Source organism: Serratia sp. SCBI, assembly GCF_000747565.1.
Taxonomy (GTDB): Bacteria; Pseudomonadota; Gammaproteobacteria; order Enterobacterales; family Enterobacteriaceae; genus Serratia; species Serratia ureilytica.
In genome coordinates, this window is record NZ_CP003424.1 from 3,004,261 (window position 1) to 3,019,409 (window position 15,149).

Genomic DNA, 15,149 nt, shown 5'->3' on the forward strand with positions numbered 1-15,149 from the left:
TGCCATCGCGGTTGCTGCATTTACCAATGCAACCTGAAGTTCTACGGGAAGTTCAGGAAATTTTGGTTCGTTACTCATCATCATTCCCCTTTGATTGATAGGCCGATAGAATTGAGTAAACCCTCAACCTGCTTTTGTGAATACGCCGGATAGCTGTGGTCGGCATAAACACATGATGGCCTTGGAAGTTCAACCACGATGTTTGCTCGGCTGGCCTGCCATGCTAGCCATGACGCATGGTATATGGTCTCTTTTTGGCTTTTTGGTTGTGAGTAAAAACACATAGCCATTTTGTTATTCCACCACTGTTCAAACTCTTCGCGTAGATTATCCATGGTTATCTCCTTTGCTTGGCAGGTCAGCGCCAGCCAGATGCTTCTTTGGTTTGTTGTTCGTTCTGCGCATAACGCATCGCAGCTTCTTCCTGGTCAATGTTGACGAAGTGACCATTCTTCCAGCCCATGTAAAATGTCTTAGGCTGGCCGGAGCGATATTTCCCGATGATGATTTCCGCAATGCCTTTCATGTTGCTGTGCTCATCGTATACTTCGTCGCGGTAGGGAAAGATAATCACGTCTGCATCCTGCTCAATTGAGCTTGAGTCCTTTAGGTCTGCCATGCTTGGCCGTTTGTCTGCCCGGTTTTCTGGACCGCGGTTAAGCTGCGCCAAGAGGATTACGGGAACCTTGCTACGCAGACAGAACTGCTTCAGCTTGCGCGTCATTTCCCCGATGGCGATGTCGTTGCGCTCTGCTTTTGGCTTTGTGATAAGCCCGAGATAATCGATAGCGAGGAAGCTTAATCCGCCGTCCATGTTCATCCGCTCTGCGTGGGCAATAGCAGCGTCAACGGTAAAGGCGCCATCAATGACGTAGTTGTTTTCGTTCATCAGTGTGCCGGTTGCGCCGGTGAGCTTCGTGTATTGCTCTTGAATCATGTTCAGCGGATTGCGTAGCGTGCTGATAGATAATCCTGCGCGATCCGCGACATGACGCTCTACCACCTGCATGTCAGACATCTCCATCGACACCAGCAAGCCCTTACCCTTCTGCCGACCAATCGAATTAGCAATGTTGATTGCTAGCTCCGTCTTGCCCATGCCAGGGCGGCCAGCGATGATGATTAAGTCTGTGCGGTCGAATCCGCCATACTCATCATCCAGCGGGTCGATTCCCGTTTTCAGGTACATCCCGGAATCAGCGCCCTGCATTCGCTTTTCAAGCACGTCCATGTAGTCAGGCAGCAAATCACCGATGCGGCGAGGAAGCTTGTCGTTGGTCTCGAATTGCACCTTTGACAGGACGCTAGCCACTTCTGCGGTTCGCTCGTTGATATCATGAGCTCCGACGCTTTGCAGAATTGAGATTGCTTGCTGCAGATCGCTAATGCCTTTACGGATCATCCAGCATTGACGGACGCGTTTTGCCCATGCTCGGATGTTGGCTGCAGACTTACAGCGCGCCGCCACGCTCAGCACCAAATCTTTGCTTGAATCTGAAAGGCTATCTTGAACGGTGAATTGGTCGATTGGTTCGGCCTGATTCAGGAGGGTGACGATTACTTGATACATCTGGCGTAGGTGGAAATTTTCAAAGGCTTCTGCAGGTAACTTCCCGGCGACTTCCCGGCAGTCGATATGGTCGCCCTTGATCATCATTGAGCCGACCAACTGCTCTTCAAACTCGTAGCTTTCCATCAGTCCTCCCGGGAAAGAATTTCGTCAATCTTCTCTTGGCGAAGTGCGGTCTCAATGCCGTATCGCTTGCCTTCTGGATTGTCGCCACAAGCCCACTTCGTTGGCGTGTAGCCATGGGCGAGATAGCCATTCAGGAACGTGTTGATCTCTGTTGGCTGGCTGCCAATCTCCTTGCACTGCTTCAGGTAGGACTGCCAGAGGCGCTTCAATCCACTCTCGACTGTGGTCGATACATTGCGAATTTTTTGGGAGCCCATGCTTATCGGCTTTGCAGTTCCAGGTGTCGCGCAGTCTTTCACGATCGAAAGCTGGCATTGCAGAGCGAGGATTTGTCCCCTTAGCGCGCGGATTGGTGCCCTTCTGCCGTGGGGTTAATTTTTCTTCCAATGACAACCCCACTGCGTGGGTTTGGGGAATGTTTCTTTCTTTCTTTTGAATAGTTTCTTTTGTGTTTAGCTGAGTTGGCGAATGCTTGTTAGCTGACTTGGCTAAACTTTTATTAGCCGACTTGGCTAATGTTTCGCTGCCTTGGCTAATATCGCAATTCCAGTCAGAAACTACCTTATTTATCCCGATTTGCGTTCCGCTGGTTACGATGATGTTCATCATGATCATCTCGTTTTTTGCAGTGCAAACATGGGTGTGATGGATGCCGGTCATGCTGGAAATTTGTGTGTTTGTGATCCGGTCTGTTTTCTTTCCGAATCCATATGTCTTACGGATAATCGCAAACGCAATCTTGAGCTGGCGAGCGGTTAAATTAGCTCTCAGGATGGCTTCTAGCAGCTCGTTAGCTATGCGGGTATACCCATCATCGGTATCAGCCACGCGTTGCTCCATGACCTCTTGATGAGGTTTACGGTAGTCGGATAATTTTCTAACGACGCCCATTCTTCTTCACCCCTGCCAGTGCAATCCGATATTCACCAATGAACCGAGCAGCAAAGCTCCGGTTATTGGCGGCTGCAACAACGATTCCTTCCGGTGAATCAGGATGCCGTCGTTCCTCTTCTGTCTTGTAAATTCGGCGATTTTTTGCCATAATTTCCTCCAGTGGTTTTCTCCAAACATCACTATCACGCCTCGAAAGCTGCAACTTCCGGGGCGTTTTCTTTTGGTGACAGATATCCAGCCAGGCGCTTAGCCAACTCCGCCATTTCTTCGTCTTCCATACCCCACTCCAGAACGGCCAATAACATCGCCATGCGAGGGATAAGAGACTCTTTCCAGCGTGTGATTTGAGATGGGTTAACACCTACTGCAGCTGCAATACTTGTTACGCCTTTCAGCGCTATCTTGTTGAGCAATGAGCTTTCAATGCGACGGGCGTCATTGCGTGTTTTTGCAGTGTCCATACGTAATACTTCCTTTGTTGATAAATGATTAATCGCGACTAAGCTCGGCTTAGTCTTCAAATGCTCCACACTGGCGGAGCTGGTCAGGGATGTTAAAGAGCGGTGGGGCTTATGCAGCTTCTACAGGTCTTGGAAAAAGCTGCGGTAAATCTGGGCGAATCTCGTAGGCCTTAACTTCACCTTTGGTAGCCGTAACGATCGCCGTTACGTTTTCAGGAGAAACTCGCTTTTTGTTATGTAACCAGCACCATACATTCGGCTGACTTACTCCAACGGAGTCTGCGAGTTTTTTCTGACTACCAAGTAATGAGATGGCCTTGTTGATAGCTTCATTGACCATGTTTTATATCCTTGGGTTTACTCACCAAGAATAATAACCATGAGTTTAGAAAAATGCAATACCCAAGGATATTTGACGATGGATAACCGTGGTTATATGTTCGAGCGCATGAACATAGATACCCTTTCAGAACGATTAAAACTGGCAATGGAGGAAGGTGGCTTTACGCAAGCGTCGCTTGCAGAGGCTGCTGGAATCGCTCAGCCTAGTGTTTGGAAAATCGTCACAGGCAAAACTAAAACATCATCCAGAGTTGTTGAGCTGGCCACGGCTTTAGGCGTTCGCCCTGAGTGGCTAGCTAACGGCATTGGACCAATGCGGGATGGCAAGTCTTCGGCAAGTGATGGGCAGGATATCGATCCAACCACCAAGCTTCCTGGTGTGTTTGTTGTCCCATTCTTTGATGGAGAGCAGAAGACAAACAATGTTGCAATAGTTCCTGACAGCATTAAATCGAAAAACTGCCGGGCTTATAGACTTAGCCATGACACTGGATTCCCAGAGATGCCTAAGTCTTCGGTGATCGTGATAGATACCGATGAAAAGCCCGGCAACAACGATTTTGTTTACGCAACTACTGGTAATTCTCAAGCGGTATACCGGTATATGCTGGGAGATAACGACGGATACTTAGTCCCAAGCAACGATAGGCTTCCTGTCATTCCTATCGGAGACAAGGCCAAAATCATTGGCGTCGTTGTATACATATCAAGAACCATTAAACGGTAAATCTCTAACTTCTTCCCATGGCTTCGTGTTTCAAACGGAGCCTGCTCATACCTCCCAGGCTCCAATCTGATGAAAGTCGCACTCATGCGACACCTCACATTAATCATCTGTTATAGATATATTTTTTACATATCACTGTATATATTCACAGTAAATATACTCTATACCTCGCGAAGAAAAGATCAACCTTCCATACAAAACTTTTAGCTAAACGCTAAATCATTACCAAAGTGATTTTATTTTCTCATGGATATCATGATTTTATACCCATTTTGTAATTTATTATACCCAAGGGCATTGACCGCAAATAACCATGGGTATAATATTCATCTCAACAGCAGGACGCTGACCAGCCAAACGGAAGCTTGGCACCGCTCTTTAACAATCATGGGAATTTCTCCTGCCAGTGTAGGAGACCAAAGCTAAGTGGCTTTGGGGTGTGGTGAATGCGCAGGCTGATGCGCGACCGATGTATAAACAGCGCTCATGGCAAGCCGTAACCAACCGGCGCCTCAAGACAGAGTCAGTGGTAGTGCGGGCGCTCTAATCACTATGCCGGAGATCAGCACCGGCCATCACACCACCAAAGCCACTTACTGGAGGTAGTTATGACAACAATCATCGTTAAGCCAGCGAAAGAAAACAGCAAGACACGTCGCTATCGCCAGCGTGGTGAAGTGATGGCAAAGCGCCGCGAAGATGCGGATACAGCGAAGAAGCTAAGCAAAGCCTGGGCGAAGTTAACCCGGGTTGAGTTACCGGCACAGAAGCCTGTTTATAGCGGCTCATGCTGCTTGCCAGAAGTGGCGATGTTCGCAGCTGGTCATCGCAAATCAAACAAAATCACAGCGCGTTAACCGCAGAGGGTTACATGATGGATATTTCAGTTTGGATTTCTCCTTTAAAAACAGACTCTAAAGGTCGTAAGTTTGCTGTATCTCACCGTCATGTAGAAGTTATGCGAAAACCAGAAGGAACCAAAAACGATGCGTGCATTGAATGCACAGAGCGACATACTTATGACAGCTACTACGTATACAAGCTTTGCGAAAACTATCAGCGCGGAAAGATGGTCAATTCATGGCGCTTCGTTAAATGCTACGAACGCAAAGAAGACGCACTTAATCACTTGAACAAAATCAAATAACTTCCAGTAACACAACCCCCGTCTTTGCGAGCGATTGATTCGGCAAAACTACTACAGCAGGTGGTTACATACTGAAAATAGATAAAAACAATTACAGCCGCCTAGCGGCTTTTTTTACGCCTAAAAGTCGAGGTAAGCATGAGCTTCAGAGGAAAGGTTTGGTTTTGGATGTTGGTTTCATGCGCCCTCTTCTGGTGTGGCGTGGTTATTGGATTGATGAGGGTTATGTGATGAGTGAATGGATTAAGTGCAGCGATCAGATGCCGGATTTATGTTCCGATGTAATTGTTAGTGACGGTTGTGATATTGGGGTCATGTGGTTTGGCTCGAATGGATGGGACTCTTGGCATCCGGGCAATTCTGTACCAAATCATGTAACCCACTGGATGCCACTACCTGAACCACCAACTGACTGACCATCACAAAGCTCATATCCGTGTGGGCTTGATGATGTTTAGAGAAGCCTCGACACCCTTTAGGCCGCCATTGTGCGGCCATTTTTTTACCCATCGCTAAGCCAATTTACGAGTTGGTTCAGCAATGAATACCTATCAATCAGGAGTTACCCATGCAGCAACTTGCTTACGCTGGGTGCCCGCTCATGGGCGCTCAATCTGAAACTTTACTCGAAATCATCACCCGCCGGATGCGCTGCATTGGCCGGTGGTTGAAAGACACACTTAATCAAAGGGGCGAGCCATGAACAAACCATTCAACACCGCTCAGTTCACCGCCAGAGCCGCCATAAAGCTTCGCAGTCCTGCATTGTGGGCAATGGCTATGGTTCAGCTTAAACAAGCCTGGAGGTCGAAATGAAGATGACATTCGTATGCACCGAGTATCACGCCAAGGCCGGACAGCGACAAGGTGAGGTTCGCATTGAGGCGGACGGCGTCGCTTTGTTCGGTCATGTCGATGAGAAGCAGATTATGCCTCAGCTCGATATCAAAGCTGTGTTCGAGTGGCTCGCAGAGAATGGATATACGGTCACAGAAAACAAGGCGGTTGCATGATCAGCGTAGTGCTTGATAGCGATGAGAAATCTATCTCTCACATGACGTCAGAACTGGAGAGACAACTCACCGAATCACAGGCGCAGACCGACACTCGCTGGAACGGTTCGGATCGTCAAAGCCCATCCGTTACTTGGGATGAATTCGCAGGAAACTTTACCTAAGGGGTCATCATGATCGCCGTTTATAAGGCCATCGCAGGGGTGGCAAAAGATTTATCAGAAGTAGGGATAGCCAAGGATAGTCAGAACAAGCAGCAAGGGTTTTCATTCAGAGGAATTGATGCCGTTTATAACGCCCTATCTCCGGCGCTCGTAAAAAATGGGCTGGTCATCCTTCCTCGCATCACAGAGCGAACGATAACGGAACGAACCACAAAAACAGGCGGAGTGCTGTTCTATGTGGTTGTTAAGGCTGAGTTCGATTTTGTCGCAACCGAAGATGTAGTGGCACACTGATACTGGCCACCTGATCGGAAGGTGATATTCTCACTTCCCCAACACCACAGGTGAACCAATGGCAAAACATTTCACGGCAGAATTTAAGCTCGAAGCAGCAAAACTGGTTGTCGACCACGGCTATACCTACGTTAAGGCCGCAGAGGCAGTTAATGTCAGCCATTCGGCTATTACCCGCTGGGTTAATAAACTGAAACTCGAGCGTCAGGGGAAAACGCCTGCCGGGCTTCCTCTGACGCCAGAACAGATTGAGCTGCGTGAGGCGAAGAAGAAAATTCAACGCCTTGAAATGGAAAATGAAATCCTAAAAAAGGCTACGGCGCTCTTAATGTCGGACGCACTCAACGGTTCACGGTAGTCGACAGGCTGAGAGCGCGATATCCGGTCGCTGTGTTGTGCCAGACTTTTGAAGTCCATCGCAGCAGCTACAGGCACTGGCAGACTTCGGGCAGTGAGCCCCGATGGTGAGCGAGTAGCTAAGCGCAGCCAGGTCATGGAAGCCTGGAACGCCAGCGGCGGCTCTGCCGGCGCTCGAAGCATCGCGACTATCGTCACCAGGAACTCGGGTGTCAAAATGGGCCGCTGGCTGGCCGGTAAGCTGATGAAAGAGCTGGATATCGCCAGCTGCCAGGTACCGGCCCACAAATACAAACGCGGCGGCAACGAACACGTTGAGATACCAAACTTTCTCGACCGCCAGTTCGCGGTCACCGCGCCGGACCAGGTCTGGTGCGGTGATGTGACCTACATCTGGACGGGTAAATGCTGGGCTTATCTGGCGGTGGTGCTGGACCTGTTCGCCCGTAAACCGGTGGGCTGGGCGATGTCGACGTCGCCGGACTCGGCACTGACGGTCAAAGCGTTGCAGATGGCCTGGGAGCTGCGCGGTCGTCCCGTGGGCGTGATGTTCCACAGTGACCAGGGCAGTCACTATACCAGTCGCCAGTACCGGCAGGCGCTGTGGCGCTGCCAGATAAAGCAGAGCATGAGTCGTCGGGGTAACTGTTGGGATAACGCACCAATGGAGCGGTTCTTCCGGAGCCTGAAGACCGAATGGGTACCGACGAAGGGCTACAACAGCTTCAACGAGGCTCAACGCGCGATAATCTGCTATATCACGGGCTATTACAGCGCTGTGCGGCCTCACTGGTACAACGGCGGCTTGACGCCAAATGAATCGGAGCGACTGTACTACATACAGTCTAATGCAGTGGCCAGTATTAGTTGACCACTACAAGACGGCAGTAAGCACACGGTCGAAACCTATGGCGAAGCTATGGACAGCGGTGACAAGGCAACGAACAAAGCGATGTCTATTGCATACAAATATGCGGCATTCCAGGCGTTCTGTATCCCAACCGAAGAGACGGCCATTGATGCTGACGCTGAGGTTCACAGCGTTGCTTCAGCGACCGCAGACCAGATTTTGGCGGAGTTTACCAACTATGCAGGCTCTGAAAATGATGCCAAAACGCTGCAGTCGAAATATGCGGAAGCTTGGTCTCGCCTAAATGGTCATCCAGATCACCAAGCTAAGTGCAAAGACGTTACCGGAATTCGACTCAAAGAACTGAAACAGGCGGCATAAATGGCTAGCAAAGGCATCAACAAAGCAATCATCATCGGCAACCTTGGTAAAGACCCAGAGGTTCGCTACACGCAAAATGGTGGCGCAATCGCCAACCTGACGATTGCCACCTCTGAATCGTGGCGTGATAAACAATCTGGCGAGCAAAAGGAAAAGACTGAATGGCACCGCGTGGTGCTGTTTGGAAAGCTGGCCGAGGTAGCCGGTGAGTATCTTCGAAAAGGCTCGCAGGTTTATATCGAAGGCAAAATGACAACACGAAAGTGGGAAGATCAGGCTGGAGTTGAGCGATATACGACTGAGATTCACGTCAACGTCGGCGGCGTGATGCAGATGATTGGCAGCAAGCAAGAGTCATCGCAATCCGGAAATCAGCAGTCACCACCTAAGCAGCAAAATAAACCCCAACCGTCGAATGAGCCACCAATGGACTTCGACGACTCAGACATTCCCTTCTAGGCAAATAAAAGCCGCAGGTAACCACTCATGAAAGATCAATACGCGGAAATAGTCGCGGGATGCCTTGCGGCTTTTGACGCCCTAAAGCGCGGAGAAACTCATGAGCGCGCCAACAAAATGATGATCAATACAGCCGCGAAAAACGCGGCTTTTTTATTGCCTGAATGTCGGCCTGCCAGTGAGAAAACGAAGATGGATAAAAACACCAAACCCATATCGGTAGTTCGCATCGTCGGAAGCTGCTGGGAGTTTCCAGATGGCCAGAGAATTCCTGATTTTCTTAAGGCTGACAAAAAGGCCAAATCGCTCGGAATGGTGCTTGAGCGTCGGCAGAAATGGCGCTTTAGCGAAACTGAATAGGAAGCATCATGTTCGGATTATTTCTTCTCATCTGCTCAGCGGGTGCGGATTCGTGCAGCTATGAATCAGCTGGCTATGTCTACCCAGATTACCAGAACTGTACTGCTGACATCGCCGCGCAAAAACTCCCCTCTTCTTACGAATGCCTGCCAGTTGATGCTGTGGTGCGGGCTAAGGATGACCTATGAACGAGCCAAAAATTTATTCCTTCGATAGCTCGCTGCTGCCTGATGCCAACCCTAAAGACGGATTCTGCGTCGATTTAGTTCGTGTTGGTGATTATGCGGCGCTGAAGGCTGAGCGCGATGCGCTGGCTGTGGAGAATGCGGCGCTGAAGTCATCGGTTGACCTTATCGCCTCCGCCTATACCGAAGGTGAGCCTGCAGGGTTTGAAATCGACAGAGCGCGCCATATCGAAACCCCGGCCACTGACGCAGCACTTGCAGCTATCCAGGCGCAGGCCAAGTCTGAAGCTATTGAGCAGATGGCCATTCAATTAGAGCAACTTCCCGATGAAGCGCTTGAATTTCTTAGCGACGTGGCGGAGTTCGAGACTTATCAAGAAGAACGCCATACGTTCGTTTCGATTAGCAACCCGAGAGCGGTAGCAAATGCTGTTATTTCTTTGGTTAAAGAACAGTCCACCGAGCTGCGGGAGGCCAAATGAAAGGCGACCTGTTGAATATGGAGTTTATCAATTCGCCGCCCGGCCCACTTTGGGGTAGCGAGAACGGCAAGGATCGGTGGTGGCCAATACACGATATCGATGTCCAAACCGGGATGTTGCGAATCGATGTATGTGGGTTGCTGGAGGTTAAACACATCCTCGACTTCTATGTGATTCGCGATGATGCACAGACACTACATGCCCCTGATGATTTCTATATCGAGCGTGATGAGGAGGCCAAATGAAAGAGCGCCCAGTGATGCCAGCAAATGAACTGAAGCCACTTTCAGATTGGCTGCTAAGTGGAGAGTACCTGCCAGAGTTTATGCGCGACTTCCATAACCAAAAAGATGTGTTCAAGGCAATGCATCACGTCATCGTAAACGCCGACCAAAACGGCAACGCGCGCGATGGTCATATCTACGTTGTTGATACCTTCCTTTGGTACATGGCTCGCTGCGGTTACACCCTGCAGAGAAGCCGTAAACAGGTCGAATTTCGCAGTATGGAAGATGATATCAGCAAGATGAGAAGTGTTATTCATGAAGCTTTTACAAAAGTGATGTCTGGTGACAGAGCTAGGGAGGTGGAGCGTGGCTAAGAGAACTGATGACAACTTTCAGATTGGCGAAACGTGGCAATCACCTCGCGGAACTCTCTACAAGGTAATGGCCGTTGATGGAAATCAGGCAACGCTGCGCCTTGGTTCGTTTGGTGATGGACGAATCGTTCGTCGCTGGGTTTATCAAAATTACGGATGGAAGCTGTGGGCCGAGGCCCAGGAGAAAGCATTATGAGCAAGCTGACAAAGATTTTCGTTACCAAATACGCGCTAACAGTCGGGCCGCAGGTAGTGATGGCTGAAGTCAAATATGAAGGTGGTTCTGCGTTTTGGTGGGTAGGCGGTTATCACCATAGCGCACACGGAAAAGACTTCTGGCTTACCAAGGAAGAGGCGCTGGCCGACTGCGAGCGTCGCCGCAAAGCCAAGCTGGCATCGATCGACAAGCAAGCCAAAAAGATCCAGGCGATGACATTCACTATCAAGGAGCTGGCAGATGGACAATAAGCTGAGCGAACTGAGCAAGCCGGTGGGATATTTCATCGAGTGGCAAGATGAAGAGACTGGCGAAAAAGAATGGTGCGAATGCAGTAAGCAAAACGGTGAGCCACTCTACTCGCAAGAGTACGTCTCCGCCCTGCTGGCAGAGCTGGAAGACGAGCGCGCCAGTCGGGAGCAGTGGCAGCAGAACTGCACACGAACGGAAGAGCGCATCGCCGAGCTGGAATCCGAGATGAAGGTTTGGGAGTCGGCAGCGACAAAGCATCTGGCACGGGCAGAGGAAGCAGAACAGCGCATAGCAGAGTTGTCCGAGCTGGAAGCTCACAACGAATGCCTAATCAAGAAGAATGCCGACTTGACGCAGCTGAATATCAAACTTGGTGAGCGGCTGGCTACGCCGGTGCGGTTGCTGGGCGAGATGCTACTTCACGATTGGGAACACAGCGTTGAACGGCAGGCGACTTTCCAGCACAGGAAAATAGCGTGGGATGCCAGATTGGCGGAAGACAAGAAGGCAATCCTGGCCGCTGGCTTCACTTTCACCGTAGAGGGGGATGAGTAGATGGCAAAACTGAACAAGAAAGAGCGCGCCTGGCTCGACGAGCTGCAAGAAGTGCTTAACCGCTGCCCATCCGAGCGTCTGGGCTTCTTCACCATCGGCGATAATGACGTTTTTGTGTATGACAAGCGCCTGGATAAGCAGATGGATGAATTACAGGAAAGTGGCAGCAGGGATTTCGGCCAGATCGTTAACGATCTTGATGCGGGTTTCGGGGCGCTGGCATTTCCATCCAGCGTTCACTCTACAGCAGGTTAAGGGGGATGCATGACACTAACGACTGAGCAGTTGAGAGCGCGCGCTAAGTTCTGGCGCGAAAAGGCAGTAGAGGCGAAGTGGGAATCGGTGAGCATCGCTCAGGACATGCTGCTGAACGCCGACGCATTTGACGAGCTGGCGGCTAACCGGGAGGCGCAGCCGGTGATGTGGGTTATGAGCGATGACCTAACGGACGAAAAAATCATATCGACCCCGGCATATCCCAACAGAGTAGAGGCTGAGGAGAGGACGATAGGGGAACTAACTCCGCTCTACACCGCCCCGCCAGCGCCAGCAGTGCCGGATGAGGCGACGGCGGAAAATGTAGAGGAGTTATCCGGTTATGTTTCTACCTACAAAATGACCGATAGTGAGCGAGATATCGCCGCCGAGGTTTGGAACGCCTGCCGCGCCGCAATGCTGGCTCAACCTGTAAGTCAGCGTTACACGTTGCCGGAAGGATTCAAACTCATGCCGCTGGAAATTACCGACGAAATCGCCGAAGCCATCGCCATGGAAGCTCATTGCTGTGGTGGGATTGCCCTATGCATCTATGAAGCTGCGCCGGAGGGTAGGAATTGACTCACAGATAACCATAATTATACTGTATACATGAACAGTATTTTTATGGTGTGAGTTATGACAACGAAAAACGACAGCGGCTATCAGGTCGTTTACCGCGGCGAGACGCTGGAGTATCCCAAAGAAGGCGGATGGGTGTTCTTTCAGCGACTGAAGGAATACGGCGGAGGATACTGGCTAGGACGCACCTATCACGATCGTTTCGTTCTGGAGTATGATCGGCCCACTTCACTACATGACGGCATCAAATTTATCCTCGAGATGCGCGCTGCAGAGCTAAACTTTGCAACGTTCGATGATGACTTTGAGCTGATATAGGATTGGGCGATGTCATACAACATAGCGGATAAATCACCGGAAGAGCGTGAGAAGGTTAACGTGGACTTAGCTGCTTCAGGCGTAGCTTACAAAGAGCGCATGAATATGCCGATTGTGCCTGCGCAAGTTGAAGAAGAGCAGCCAGCGCATCTGCGCGAATACTTCCGTGAGCGACTTCAGCATTATCGTGGCCAGAGCCACAAATTCCCAGGGGCGAATGACCCGCGCTATCAGCAGATGGCAGAGGCCAACGGCAAGAAGTAAATCCAACCAACTGACATGAACCCGCTACGGCGGGTTTTTTGTTGCCTTATCTCCAGGCGGAGTAACCACTATGGACACTATCAGCGTCAGGATTCCCCGCGCCTATTTCACTGACGGGCGCGTTAGCACGGATGCATTGCAGCAGAAACTTCATCAAGCACTGTGGGAGCGTACCGGCGTGATGCCTGCTCCAGTTCGGGTCTTCTTGCATGAAGGGCAAGCAATCATGGCATCCGGCTGTGGCGCTGATGATGTCGAGAGCATTTTAGGATTAGGAGTTAAACATGGCTGACATCATCGACAACGCACAAGAACAAGAAGAGCTGATTATCCTCGCCGCATTATCCAACCGCCCTAAACCGTCAATGGTGTTTACTGGCCGCTGTTATTGGTGTGGAGAGACTATCAACAAAGGTAATTTCTGCCTTGGCGATAGCTGCGCTGAAGACTACGAACGCCGGATAAAAGCAGACAGGCAACGAGGTGTCGCATGAGAACAAAACAAAGCGCCCTACTCATATTTGATGGCCGCATGATCACCATCTATCTCGGCGCGGCTGATGATGAAGAGTATGCCGGTAAGATGGCGATTCTCGAGCAGATCGTTAAGCCAGGCGTGAAGTTGATCGCCGAGCAGTCATCTCACGAATATAACACCCCTGCCAATATCACCATTCAATAATATTTCAGGAATAACCATGAGCGAAGTAATCAATCTGATGCCAAACAAATGGGTGTCTGAATCAGTTCTTATGGCTGTTACCGGACTGAAACATAACACTATAAAAACAGCAAGAGAAACCTCATGGATGGAGGGCAAGGAGTATCGGCACGTCGCACCAGATAGCCAGCCACGCGACAACAGCCCATGCTTCTATAACCGAGAAGAAGTAGATCGCTGGATAGAGAGGCAGCCTCCGGCGACCAAGAGACGTAAATCTGCTTAAATAGACATCCGACAACAGAAAGGAGAATTCTATGGCTGCATATCCAACTGGCGTAGAGAACCACGGAGGGTTCTTGCGCATTTGGTTCATGTATAAAGGCGAGCGAGTTAGGGAGGCGCTTGGGGTTCCTGACACGGCAAAAAATAGGAGGATAGCGGGTGATCTAAGAGCGGCGATTTGTTACGACATAAAGACGGGGCGATTTGACTATGCAGATAGGTTCCCTAACTCGCGTAACCTGGCGAAGTTTGGGATAGAAAGGAATGAAATAACCTTAAATCAGCTTGCTGAAAAGTGGCTATCTATTAAGGAGATGGAATTAGCTACAAGCACAAAGGGTAAGTATGAGTCGAAGATAGCAAATACTCTGCCATTCATCGGTGTCAATAGGCTGGCATCATCAGTCAGGCAAGAAGATATCTTGGTCGCCAGGAAAGAGATGCTTACCGGATTTCAAGCTATTGGGCATGGGCATAAGAGTGCCAAGAGAGGCCGGTCGGCGTCGACAGTTAACGGCTATATCGGTTGCCTTGTATCAATGTTCCGCTTTGCACTTGCCAATGGATATGTTTCTTCTGATCCAACCGCTAACATTTCACCGTTAACAAAGTCGAAGCCGCTACCTGACCCGCTTTCACGCGAAGAATTTCTGCGCATGATGGATGCGATAAATATTCGCCAGACTCGTAACCTTTGGTCAGTAGCTGTATACACTGGTCTTCGCCATGGCGAACTATGCGCGCTCAGTTGGGAGGATATAGATCTTCATGTAGGAAGTATCACCGTTCGCAGAAACCTCATAAAGAATGGTCAGTTCAAGCTTCCTAAGACGGCAGCAGGAACAGATCGCGTTGTTCAACTTGTTCAGCCAGCAATCGACGCTCTACGCGATCAGGCTGAAATAACTCGTCTTGGCAGAGCACATGACATCACCGTTTCCCTTCGCGAATACGGTAAAACGGTCAGCCACAAATGCACGTTTGTTTTTAACCCAAGCATGACAGCAACAAATGGCAGGAGCGGACATCATTATTCAGAAGGTACAATCGGCCAAAGCTGGGACTCTGCATTACGTCGAGCTGGTATCAGGCATAGAAAGGCCTACCAATCACGGCACACTTACGCTTGTTGGTCGCTATCTGCTGGCGCAAACCCAAACTTCATTGCTCAGCAAATGGGGCATGCATCCGCGCAGATGGTTTACCAGGTTTACGGGTCATGGATGGCTGAAAACAACCATGACCAAATCAACCTATTGAACCAGAAATTAACGGAGTTTGCCCCATCAGTGCCCCACGCCGCCATTAACGAGTGACATTCTTCTTTTAAATCAACGAACTTGATCA

28 protein-coding genes and 5 pseudogenes are annotated in these 15,149 nt (G+C 50.0%); 27 read left to right on the forward strand and 6 right to left on the reverse strand.

All coding sequences use genetic code 11. The features are described 5' to 3' along the window. Positions 1 to 80 precede the first annotated feature (80 nt). The 6 genes and pseudogenes from SERRSCBI_RS24765 to SERRSCBI_RS24190 all read right to left on the reverse strand — a co-directional run bounded on the left by SERRSCBI_RS24765 (position 81) and on the right by SERRSCBI_RS24190 (position 3,391). On the reverse strand, positions 81 to 335 hold the full coding sequence (locus SERRSCBI_RS24765; protein WP_156965106.1) for a hypothetical protein: 255 nt from the start codon (positions 333 to 335) through the stop codon (positions 81 to 83). 23 nt (positions 336 to 358) lie between these two features. Further along, the gene (locus SERRSCBI_RS14065; RefSeq protein WP_042784841.1) at positions 359 to 1,696 is read right to left on the reverse strand and encodes a replicative DNA helicase; all 1,338 of its coding nucleotides are present in this window, start codon (positions 1,694 to 1,696) and stop codon (positions 359 to 361) included. Then, a pseudogene (locus SERRSCBI_RS24185) lies at positions 1,696 to 2,587 on the reverse strand (replication protein). Before SERRSCBI_RS24185 ends, SERRSCBI_RS14065 begins: the two are co-directional and overlap by 1 nt. Beyond that, a complete protein-coding gene (locus tag SERRSCBI_RS24940) occupies positions 2,574 to 2,738 on the reverse strand; it encodes a hypothetical protein (RefSeq protein ID WP_165877134.1) in 165 nt (54 codons plus the stop codon). Before SERRSCBI_RS24940 ends, SERRSCBI_RS24185 begins: the two are co-directional and overlap by 14 nt. A gap of 34 nt (positions 2,739 to 2,772) precedes the next feature. Further along, positions 2,773 to 3,051 (reverse strand): CII family transcriptional regulator, encoded by a 279-nt coding sequence (locus SERRSCBI_RS14080; protein WP_004940137.1) that lies wholly within the window; start codon positions 3,049 to 3,051, stop codon positions 2,773 to 2,775. A gap of 109 nt (positions 3,052 to 3,160) precedes the next feature. Continuing rightward, positions 3,161 to 3,391: a helix-turn-helix domain-containing protein gene (locus tag SERRSCBI_RS24190; protein WP_004940138.1), complete on the reverse strand. Its 231-nt coding sequence runs from the start codon at positions 3,389 to 3,391 to the stop codon at positions 3,161 to 3,163. Between the two features lie 39 nt (positions 3,392 to 3,430). Here SERRSCBI_RS24190 and SERRSCBI_RS14085 point away from each other — a divergent pair, with 39 nt between their 5' ends. The 27 genes and pseudogenes from SERRSCBI_RS14085 to SERRSCBI_RS14190 all read left to right on the forward strand — a co-directional run bounded on the left by SERRSCBI_RS14085 (position 3,431) and on the right by SERRSCBI_RS14190 (position 15,118). Further along, complete coding sequence (locus SERRSCBI_RS14085; protein WP_084587967.1) at positions 3,431 to 4,120, forward strand: LexA family transcriptional regulator; 690 nt, start codon at positions 3,431 to 3,433, stop codon at positions 4,118 to 4,120. A gap of 608 nt (positions 4,121 to 4,728) precedes the next feature. Further along, positions 4,729 to 4,977: a hypothetical protein gene (locus SERRSCBI_RS24195; RefSeq protein ID WP_071883557.1), complete on the forward strand. Its 249-nt coding sequence runs from the start codon at positions 4,729 to 4,731 to the stop codon at positions 4,975 to 4,977. 14 nt (positions 4,978 to 4,991) lie between these two features. Next, positions 4,992 to 5,267 (forward strand): hypothetical protein, encoded by a 276-nt coding sequence (locus tag SERRSCBI_RS24770; protein ID WP_156965107.1) that lies wholly within the window; start codon positions 4,992 to 4,994, stop codon positions 5,265 to 5,267. Positions 5,268 to 5,497: 230 nt separating this feature from the next. Next, complete coding sequence (locus tag SERRSCBI_RS25370) at positions 5,498 to 5,683, forward strand: DUF551 domain-containing protein (RefSeq protein WP_369795934.1); 186 nt, start codon at positions 5,498 to 5,500, stop codon at positions 5,681 to 5,683. 152 nt (positions 5,684 to 5,835) lie between these two features. Then, positions 5,836 to 5,970: a protease FtsH-inhibitory lysogeny factor CIII gene (locus SERRSCBI_RS24775; RefSeq protein ID WP_020827381.1), complete on the forward strand. Its 135-nt coding sequence runs from the start codon at positions 5,836 to 5,838 to the stop codon at positions 5,968 to 5,970. Positions 5,971 to 6,079: 109 nt separating this feature from the next. Beyond that, the gene (locus SERRSCBI_RS14090) at positions 6,080 to 6,280 is read left to right on the forward strand and encodes a hypothetical protein (RefSeq protein WP_042784842.1); all 201 of its coding nucleotides are present in this window, start codon (positions 6,080 to 6,082) and stop codon (positions 6,278 to 6,280) included. Continuing rightward, complete coding sequence (locus SERRSCBI_RS24780; protein ID WP_156965109.1) at positions 6,277 to 6,444, forward strand: hypothetical protein; 168 nt, start codon at positions 6,277 to 6,279, stop codon at positions 6,442 to 6,444. Before SERRSCBI_RS14090 ends, SERRSCBI_RS24780 begins: the two co-directional genes overlap by 4 nt. A gap of 9 nt (positions 6,445 to 6,453) precedes the next feature. After that, positions 6,454 to 6,735, forward strand: a pseudogene (locus SERRSCBI_RS14095) (ERF family protein); the annotation flags it as partial. A 27-nt stretch (positions 6,736 to 6,762) separates the two neighbouring features. Continuing rightward, positions 6,763 to 7,966: pseudogene (locus SERRSCBI_RS14105) on the forward strand (IS3 family transposase). Positions 7,967 to 7,972: 6 nt separating this feature from the next. Further along, positions 7,973 to 8,326: pseudogene (locus tag SERRSCBI_RS14110) on the forward strand (ERF family protein); the annotation flags it as partial. Next, positions 8,327 to 8,785 carry a single-stranded DNA-binding protein gene (gene ssb, locus SERRSCBI_RS14115; RefSeq protein ID WP_042784847.1) on the forward strand — a complete coding sequence of 153 codons (459 nt, stop codon included), beginning with the start codon at positions 8,327 to 8,329 and terminating at the stop codon, positions 8,783 to 8,785. A 27-nt stretch (positions 8,786 to 8,812) separates the two neighbouring features. Next, complete coding sequence (locus tag SERRSCBI_RS14120; RefSeq protein ID WP_042784848.1) at positions 8,813 to 9,145, forward strand: hypothetical protein; 333 nt, start codon at positions 8,813 to 8,815, stop codon at positions 9,143 to 9,145. Positions 9,146 to 9,329: 184 nt separating this feature from the next. Continuing rightward, the gene (locus SERRSCBI_RS14125) at positions 9,330 to 9,812 is read left to right on the forward strand and encodes a hypothetical protein (RefSeq protein ID WP_042784849.1); all 483 of its coding nucleotides are present in this window, start codon (positions 9,330 to 9,332) and stop codon (positions 9,810 to 9,812) included. Next, positions 9,809 to 10,057, forward strand: a complete 249-nt coding sequence (locus tag SERRSCBI_RS14130) for a hypothetical protein (RefSeq protein ID WP_042784850.1) — start codon at positions 9,809 to 9,811, stop codon at positions 10,055 to 10,057. The genes SERRSCBI_RS14125 and SERRSCBI_RS14130 overlap by 4 nt, the downstream gene beginning before the upstream one ends. After that, complete coding sequence (locus SERRSCBI_RS14135) at positions 10,054 to 10,413, forward strand: hypothetical protein (RefSeq protein WP_049866690.1); 360 nt, start codon at positions 10,054 to 10,056, stop codon at positions 10,411 to 10,413. Before SERRSCBI_RS14130 ends, SERRSCBI_RS14135 begins: the two co-directional genes overlap by 4 nt. Next, the gene (locus SERRSCBI_RS24210; protein ID WP_042784851.1) at positions 10,406 to 10,609 is read left to right on the forward strand and encodes a hypothetical protein; all 204 of its coding nucleotides are present in this window, start codon (positions 10,406 to 10,408) and stop codon (positions 10,607 to 10,609) included. Before SERRSCBI_RS14135 ends, SERRSCBI_RS24210 begins: the two co-directional genes overlap by 8 nt. Next, complete coding sequence (locus SERRSCBI_RS14145; protein ID WP_042784852.1) at positions 10,606 to 10,881, forward strand: hypothetical protein; 276 nt, start codon at positions 10,606 to 10,608, stop codon at positions 10,879 to 10,881. The genes SERRSCBI_RS24210 and SERRSCBI_RS14145 overlap by 4 nt, the downstream gene beginning before the upstream one ends. Further along, positions 10,871 to 11,437: a hypothetical protein gene (locus SERRSCBI_RS14150; RefSeq protein WP_042784853.1), complete on the forward strand. Its 567-nt coding sequence runs from the start codon at positions 10,871 to 10,873 to the stop codon at positions 11,435 to 11,437. The genes SERRSCBI_RS14145 and SERRSCBI_RS14150 overlap by 11 nt, the downstream gene beginning before the upstream one ends. Beyond that, positions 11,438 to 11,692, forward strand: a complete 255-nt coding sequence (locus tag SERRSCBI_RS14155; RefSeq protein ID WP_042784854.1) for a hypothetical protein — start codon at positions 11,438 to 11,440, stop codon at positions 11,690 to 11,692. It begins immediately after the preceding gene. Between the two features lie 273 nt (positions 11,693 to 11,965). Further along, a pseudogene (locus tag SERRSCBI_RS25375) lies at positions 11,966 to 12,115 on the forward strand (DUF551 domain-containing protein); the annotation flags it as partial. A gap of 216 nt (positions 12,116 to 12,331) precedes the next feature. Further along, positions 12,332 to 12,592 (forward strand): hypothetical protein, encoded by a 261-nt coding sequence (locus tag SERRSCBI_RS14165; RefSeq protein WP_004940162.1) that lies wholly within the window; start codon positions 12,332 to 12,334, stop codon positions 12,590 to 12,592. A gap of 9 nt (positions 12,593 to 12,601) precedes the next feature. Beyond that, entirely contained in the window at positions 12,602 to 12,856 is a 255-nt protein-coding gene (locus SERRSCBI_RS14170; protein ID WP_042784855.1) for a DNA polymerase III subunit theta, read from the forward strand. Positions 12,857 to 12,926: 70 nt separating this feature from the next. Then, on the forward strand, positions 12,927 to 13,148 hold the full coding sequence (locus SERRSCBI_RS14175; protein ID WP_004940166.1) for a hypothetical protein: 222 nt from the start codon (positions 12,927 to 12,929) through the stop codon (positions 13,146 to 13,148). Further along, positions 13,141 to 13,350, forward strand: coding sequence for a hypothetical protein (locus SERRSCBI_RS14180; RefSeq protein WP_042784856.1), 210 nt, complete (start codon positions 13,141 to 13,143; stop codon positions 13,348 to 13,350). The genes SERRSCBI_RS14175 and SERRSCBI_RS14180 overlap by 8 nt, the downstream gene beginning before the upstream one ends. After that, positions 13,347 to 13,538 carry a hypothetical protein gene (locus tag SERRSCBI_RS14185; RefSeq protein WP_042784857.1) on the forward strand — a complete coding sequence of 64 codons (192 nt, stop codon included), beginning with the start codon at positions 13,347 to 13,349 and terminating at the stop codon, positions 13,536 to 13,538. The genes SERRSCBI_RS14180 and SERRSCBI_RS14185 overlap by 4 nt, the downstream gene beginning before the upstream one ends. Positions 13,539 to 13,554: 16 nt before the next feature. Next, positions 13,555 to 13,803: an excisionase family protein gene (locus SERRSCBI_RS24215; protein WP_071883560.1), complete on the forward strand. Its 249-nt coding sequence runs from the start codon at positions 13,555 to 13,557 to the stop codon at positions 13,801 to 13,803. A 31-nt stretch (positions 13,804 to 13,834) separates the two neighbouring features. Then, positions 13,835 to 15,118 (forward strand): site-specific integrase, encoded by a 1,284-nt coding sequence (locus SERRSCBI_RS14190; RefSeq protein ID WP_042784859.1) that lies wholly within the window; start codon positions 13,835 to 13,837, stop codon positions 15,116 to 15,118. The last annotated feature ends 31 nt before the right edge of the window (positions 15,119 to 15,149 follow it).

Bases quoted from the DNA above. Each gene is read 5' to 3' on its own strand.
- SERRSCBI_RS24765 (WP_156965106.1), bottom strand. From the start codon at position 335: ATGGATAATCTACGCGAAGAGTTTGAACAGTGGTGGAATAACAAAATG.
- SERRSCBI_RS14065 (WP_042784841.1), bottom strand. From the start codon at position 1,696: ATGGAAAGCTACGAGTTTGAAGAGCAGTTGGTCGGCTCAATGATGATC.
- SERRSCBI_RS24940 (WP_165877134.1), bottom strand. From the start codon at position 2,738: ATGGCAAAAAATCGCCGAATTTACAAGACAGAAGAGGAACGACGGCAT.
- SERRSCBI_RS14080 (WP_004940137.1), bottom strand. From the start codon at position 3,051: ATGGACACTGCAAAAACACGCAATGACGCCCGTCGCATTGAAAGCTCA.
- SERRSCBI_RS24190 (WP_004940138.1), bottom strand. From the start codon at position 3,391: ATGGTCAATGAAGCTATCAACAAGGCCATCTCATTACTTGGTAGTCAG.
- SERRSCBI_RS14085 (WP_084587967.1), top strand. From the start codon at position 3,431: ATGAGTTTAGAAAAATGCAATACCCAAGGATATTTGACGATGGATAAC.
- SERRSCBI_RS24195 (WP_071883557.1), top strand. From the start codon at position 4,729: ATGACAACAATCATCGTTAAGCCAGCGAAAGAAAACAGCAAGACACGT.
- SERRSCBI_RS24770 (WP_156965107.1), top strand. From the start codon at position 4,992: ATGATGGATATTTCAGTTTGGATTTCTCCTTTAAAAACAGACTCTAAA.
- SERRSCBI_RS25370 (WP_369795934.1), top strand. From the start codon at position 5,498: ATGAGTGAATGGATTAAGTGCAGCGATCAGATGCCGGATTTATGTTCC.
- SERRSCBI_RS24775 (WP_020827381.1), top strand. From the start codon at position 5,836: ATGCAGCAACTTGCTTACGCTGGGTGCCCGCTCATGGGCGCTCAATCT.
- SERRSCBI_RS14090 (WP_042784842.1), top strand. From the start codon at position 6,080: ATGAAGATGACATTCGTATGCACCGAGTATCACGCCAAGGCCGGACAG.
- SERRSCBI_RS24780 (WP_156965109.1), top strand. From the start codon at position 6,277: ATGATCAGCGTAGTGCTTGATAGCGATGAGAAATCTATCTCTCACATG.
- ssb (WP_042784847.1), top strand. From the start codon at position 8,327: ATGGCTAGCAAAGGCATCAACAAAGCAATCATCATCGGCAACCTTGGT.
- SERRSCBI_RS14120 (WP_042784848.1), top strand. From the start codon at position 8,813: ATGAAAGATCAATACGCGGAAATAGTCGCGGGATGCCTTGCGGCTTTT.
- SERRSCBI_RS14125 (WP_042784849.1), top strand. From the start codon at position 9,330: ATGAACGAGCCAAAAATTTATTCCTTCGATAGCTCGCTGCTGCCTGAT.
- SERRSCBI_RS14130 (WP_042784850.1), top strand. From the start codon at position 9,809: ATGAAAGGCGACCTGTTGAATATGGAGTTTATCAATTCGCCGCCCGGC.
- SERRSCBI_RS14135 (WP_049866690.1), top strand. From the start codon at position 10,054: ATGAAAGAGCGCCCAGTGATGCCAGCAAATGAACTGAAGCCACTTTCA.
- SERRSCBI_RS14145 (WP_042784852.1), top strand. From the start codon at position 10,606: ATGAGCAAGCTGACAAAGATTTTCGTTACCAAATACGCGCTAACAGTC.
- SERRSCBI_RS14150 (WP_042784853.1), top strand. From the start codon at position 10,871: ATGGACAATAAGCTGAGCGAACTGAGCAAGCCGGTGGGATATTTCATC.
- SERRSCBI_RS14155 (WP_042784854.1), top strand. From the start codon at position 11,438: ATGGCAAAACTGAACAAGAAAGAGCGCGCCTGGCTCGACGAGCTGCAA.
- SERRSCBI_RS14165 (WP_004940162.1), top strand. From the start codon at position 12,332: ATGACAACGAAAAACGACAGCGGCTATCAGGTCGTTTACCGCGGCGAG.
- SERRSCBI_RS14170 (WP_042784855.1), top strand. From the start codon at position 12,602: ATGTCATACAACATAGCGGATAAATCACCGGAAGAGCGTGAGAAGGTT.
- SERRSCBI_RS14175 (WP_004940166.1), top strand. From the start codon at position 12,927: ATGGACACTATCAGCGTCAGGATTCCCCGCGCCTATTTCACTGACGGG.
- SERRSCBI_RS14180 (WP_042784856.1), top strand. From the start codon at position 13,141: ATGGCTGACATCATCGACAACGCACAAGAACAAGAAGAGCTGATTATC.
- SERRSCBI_RS14185 (WP_042784857.1), top strand. From the start codon at position 13,347: ATGAGAACAAAACAAAGCGCCCTACTCATATTTGATGGCCGCATGATC.
- SERRSCBI_RS24215 (WP_071883560.1), top strand. From the start codon at position 13,555: ATGAGCGAAGTAATCAATCTGATGCCAAACAAATGGGTGTCTGAATCA.
- SERRSCBI_RS14190 (WP_042784859.1), top strand. From the start codon at position 13,835: ATGGCTGCATATCCAACTGGCGTAGAGAACCACGGAGGGTTCTTGCGC.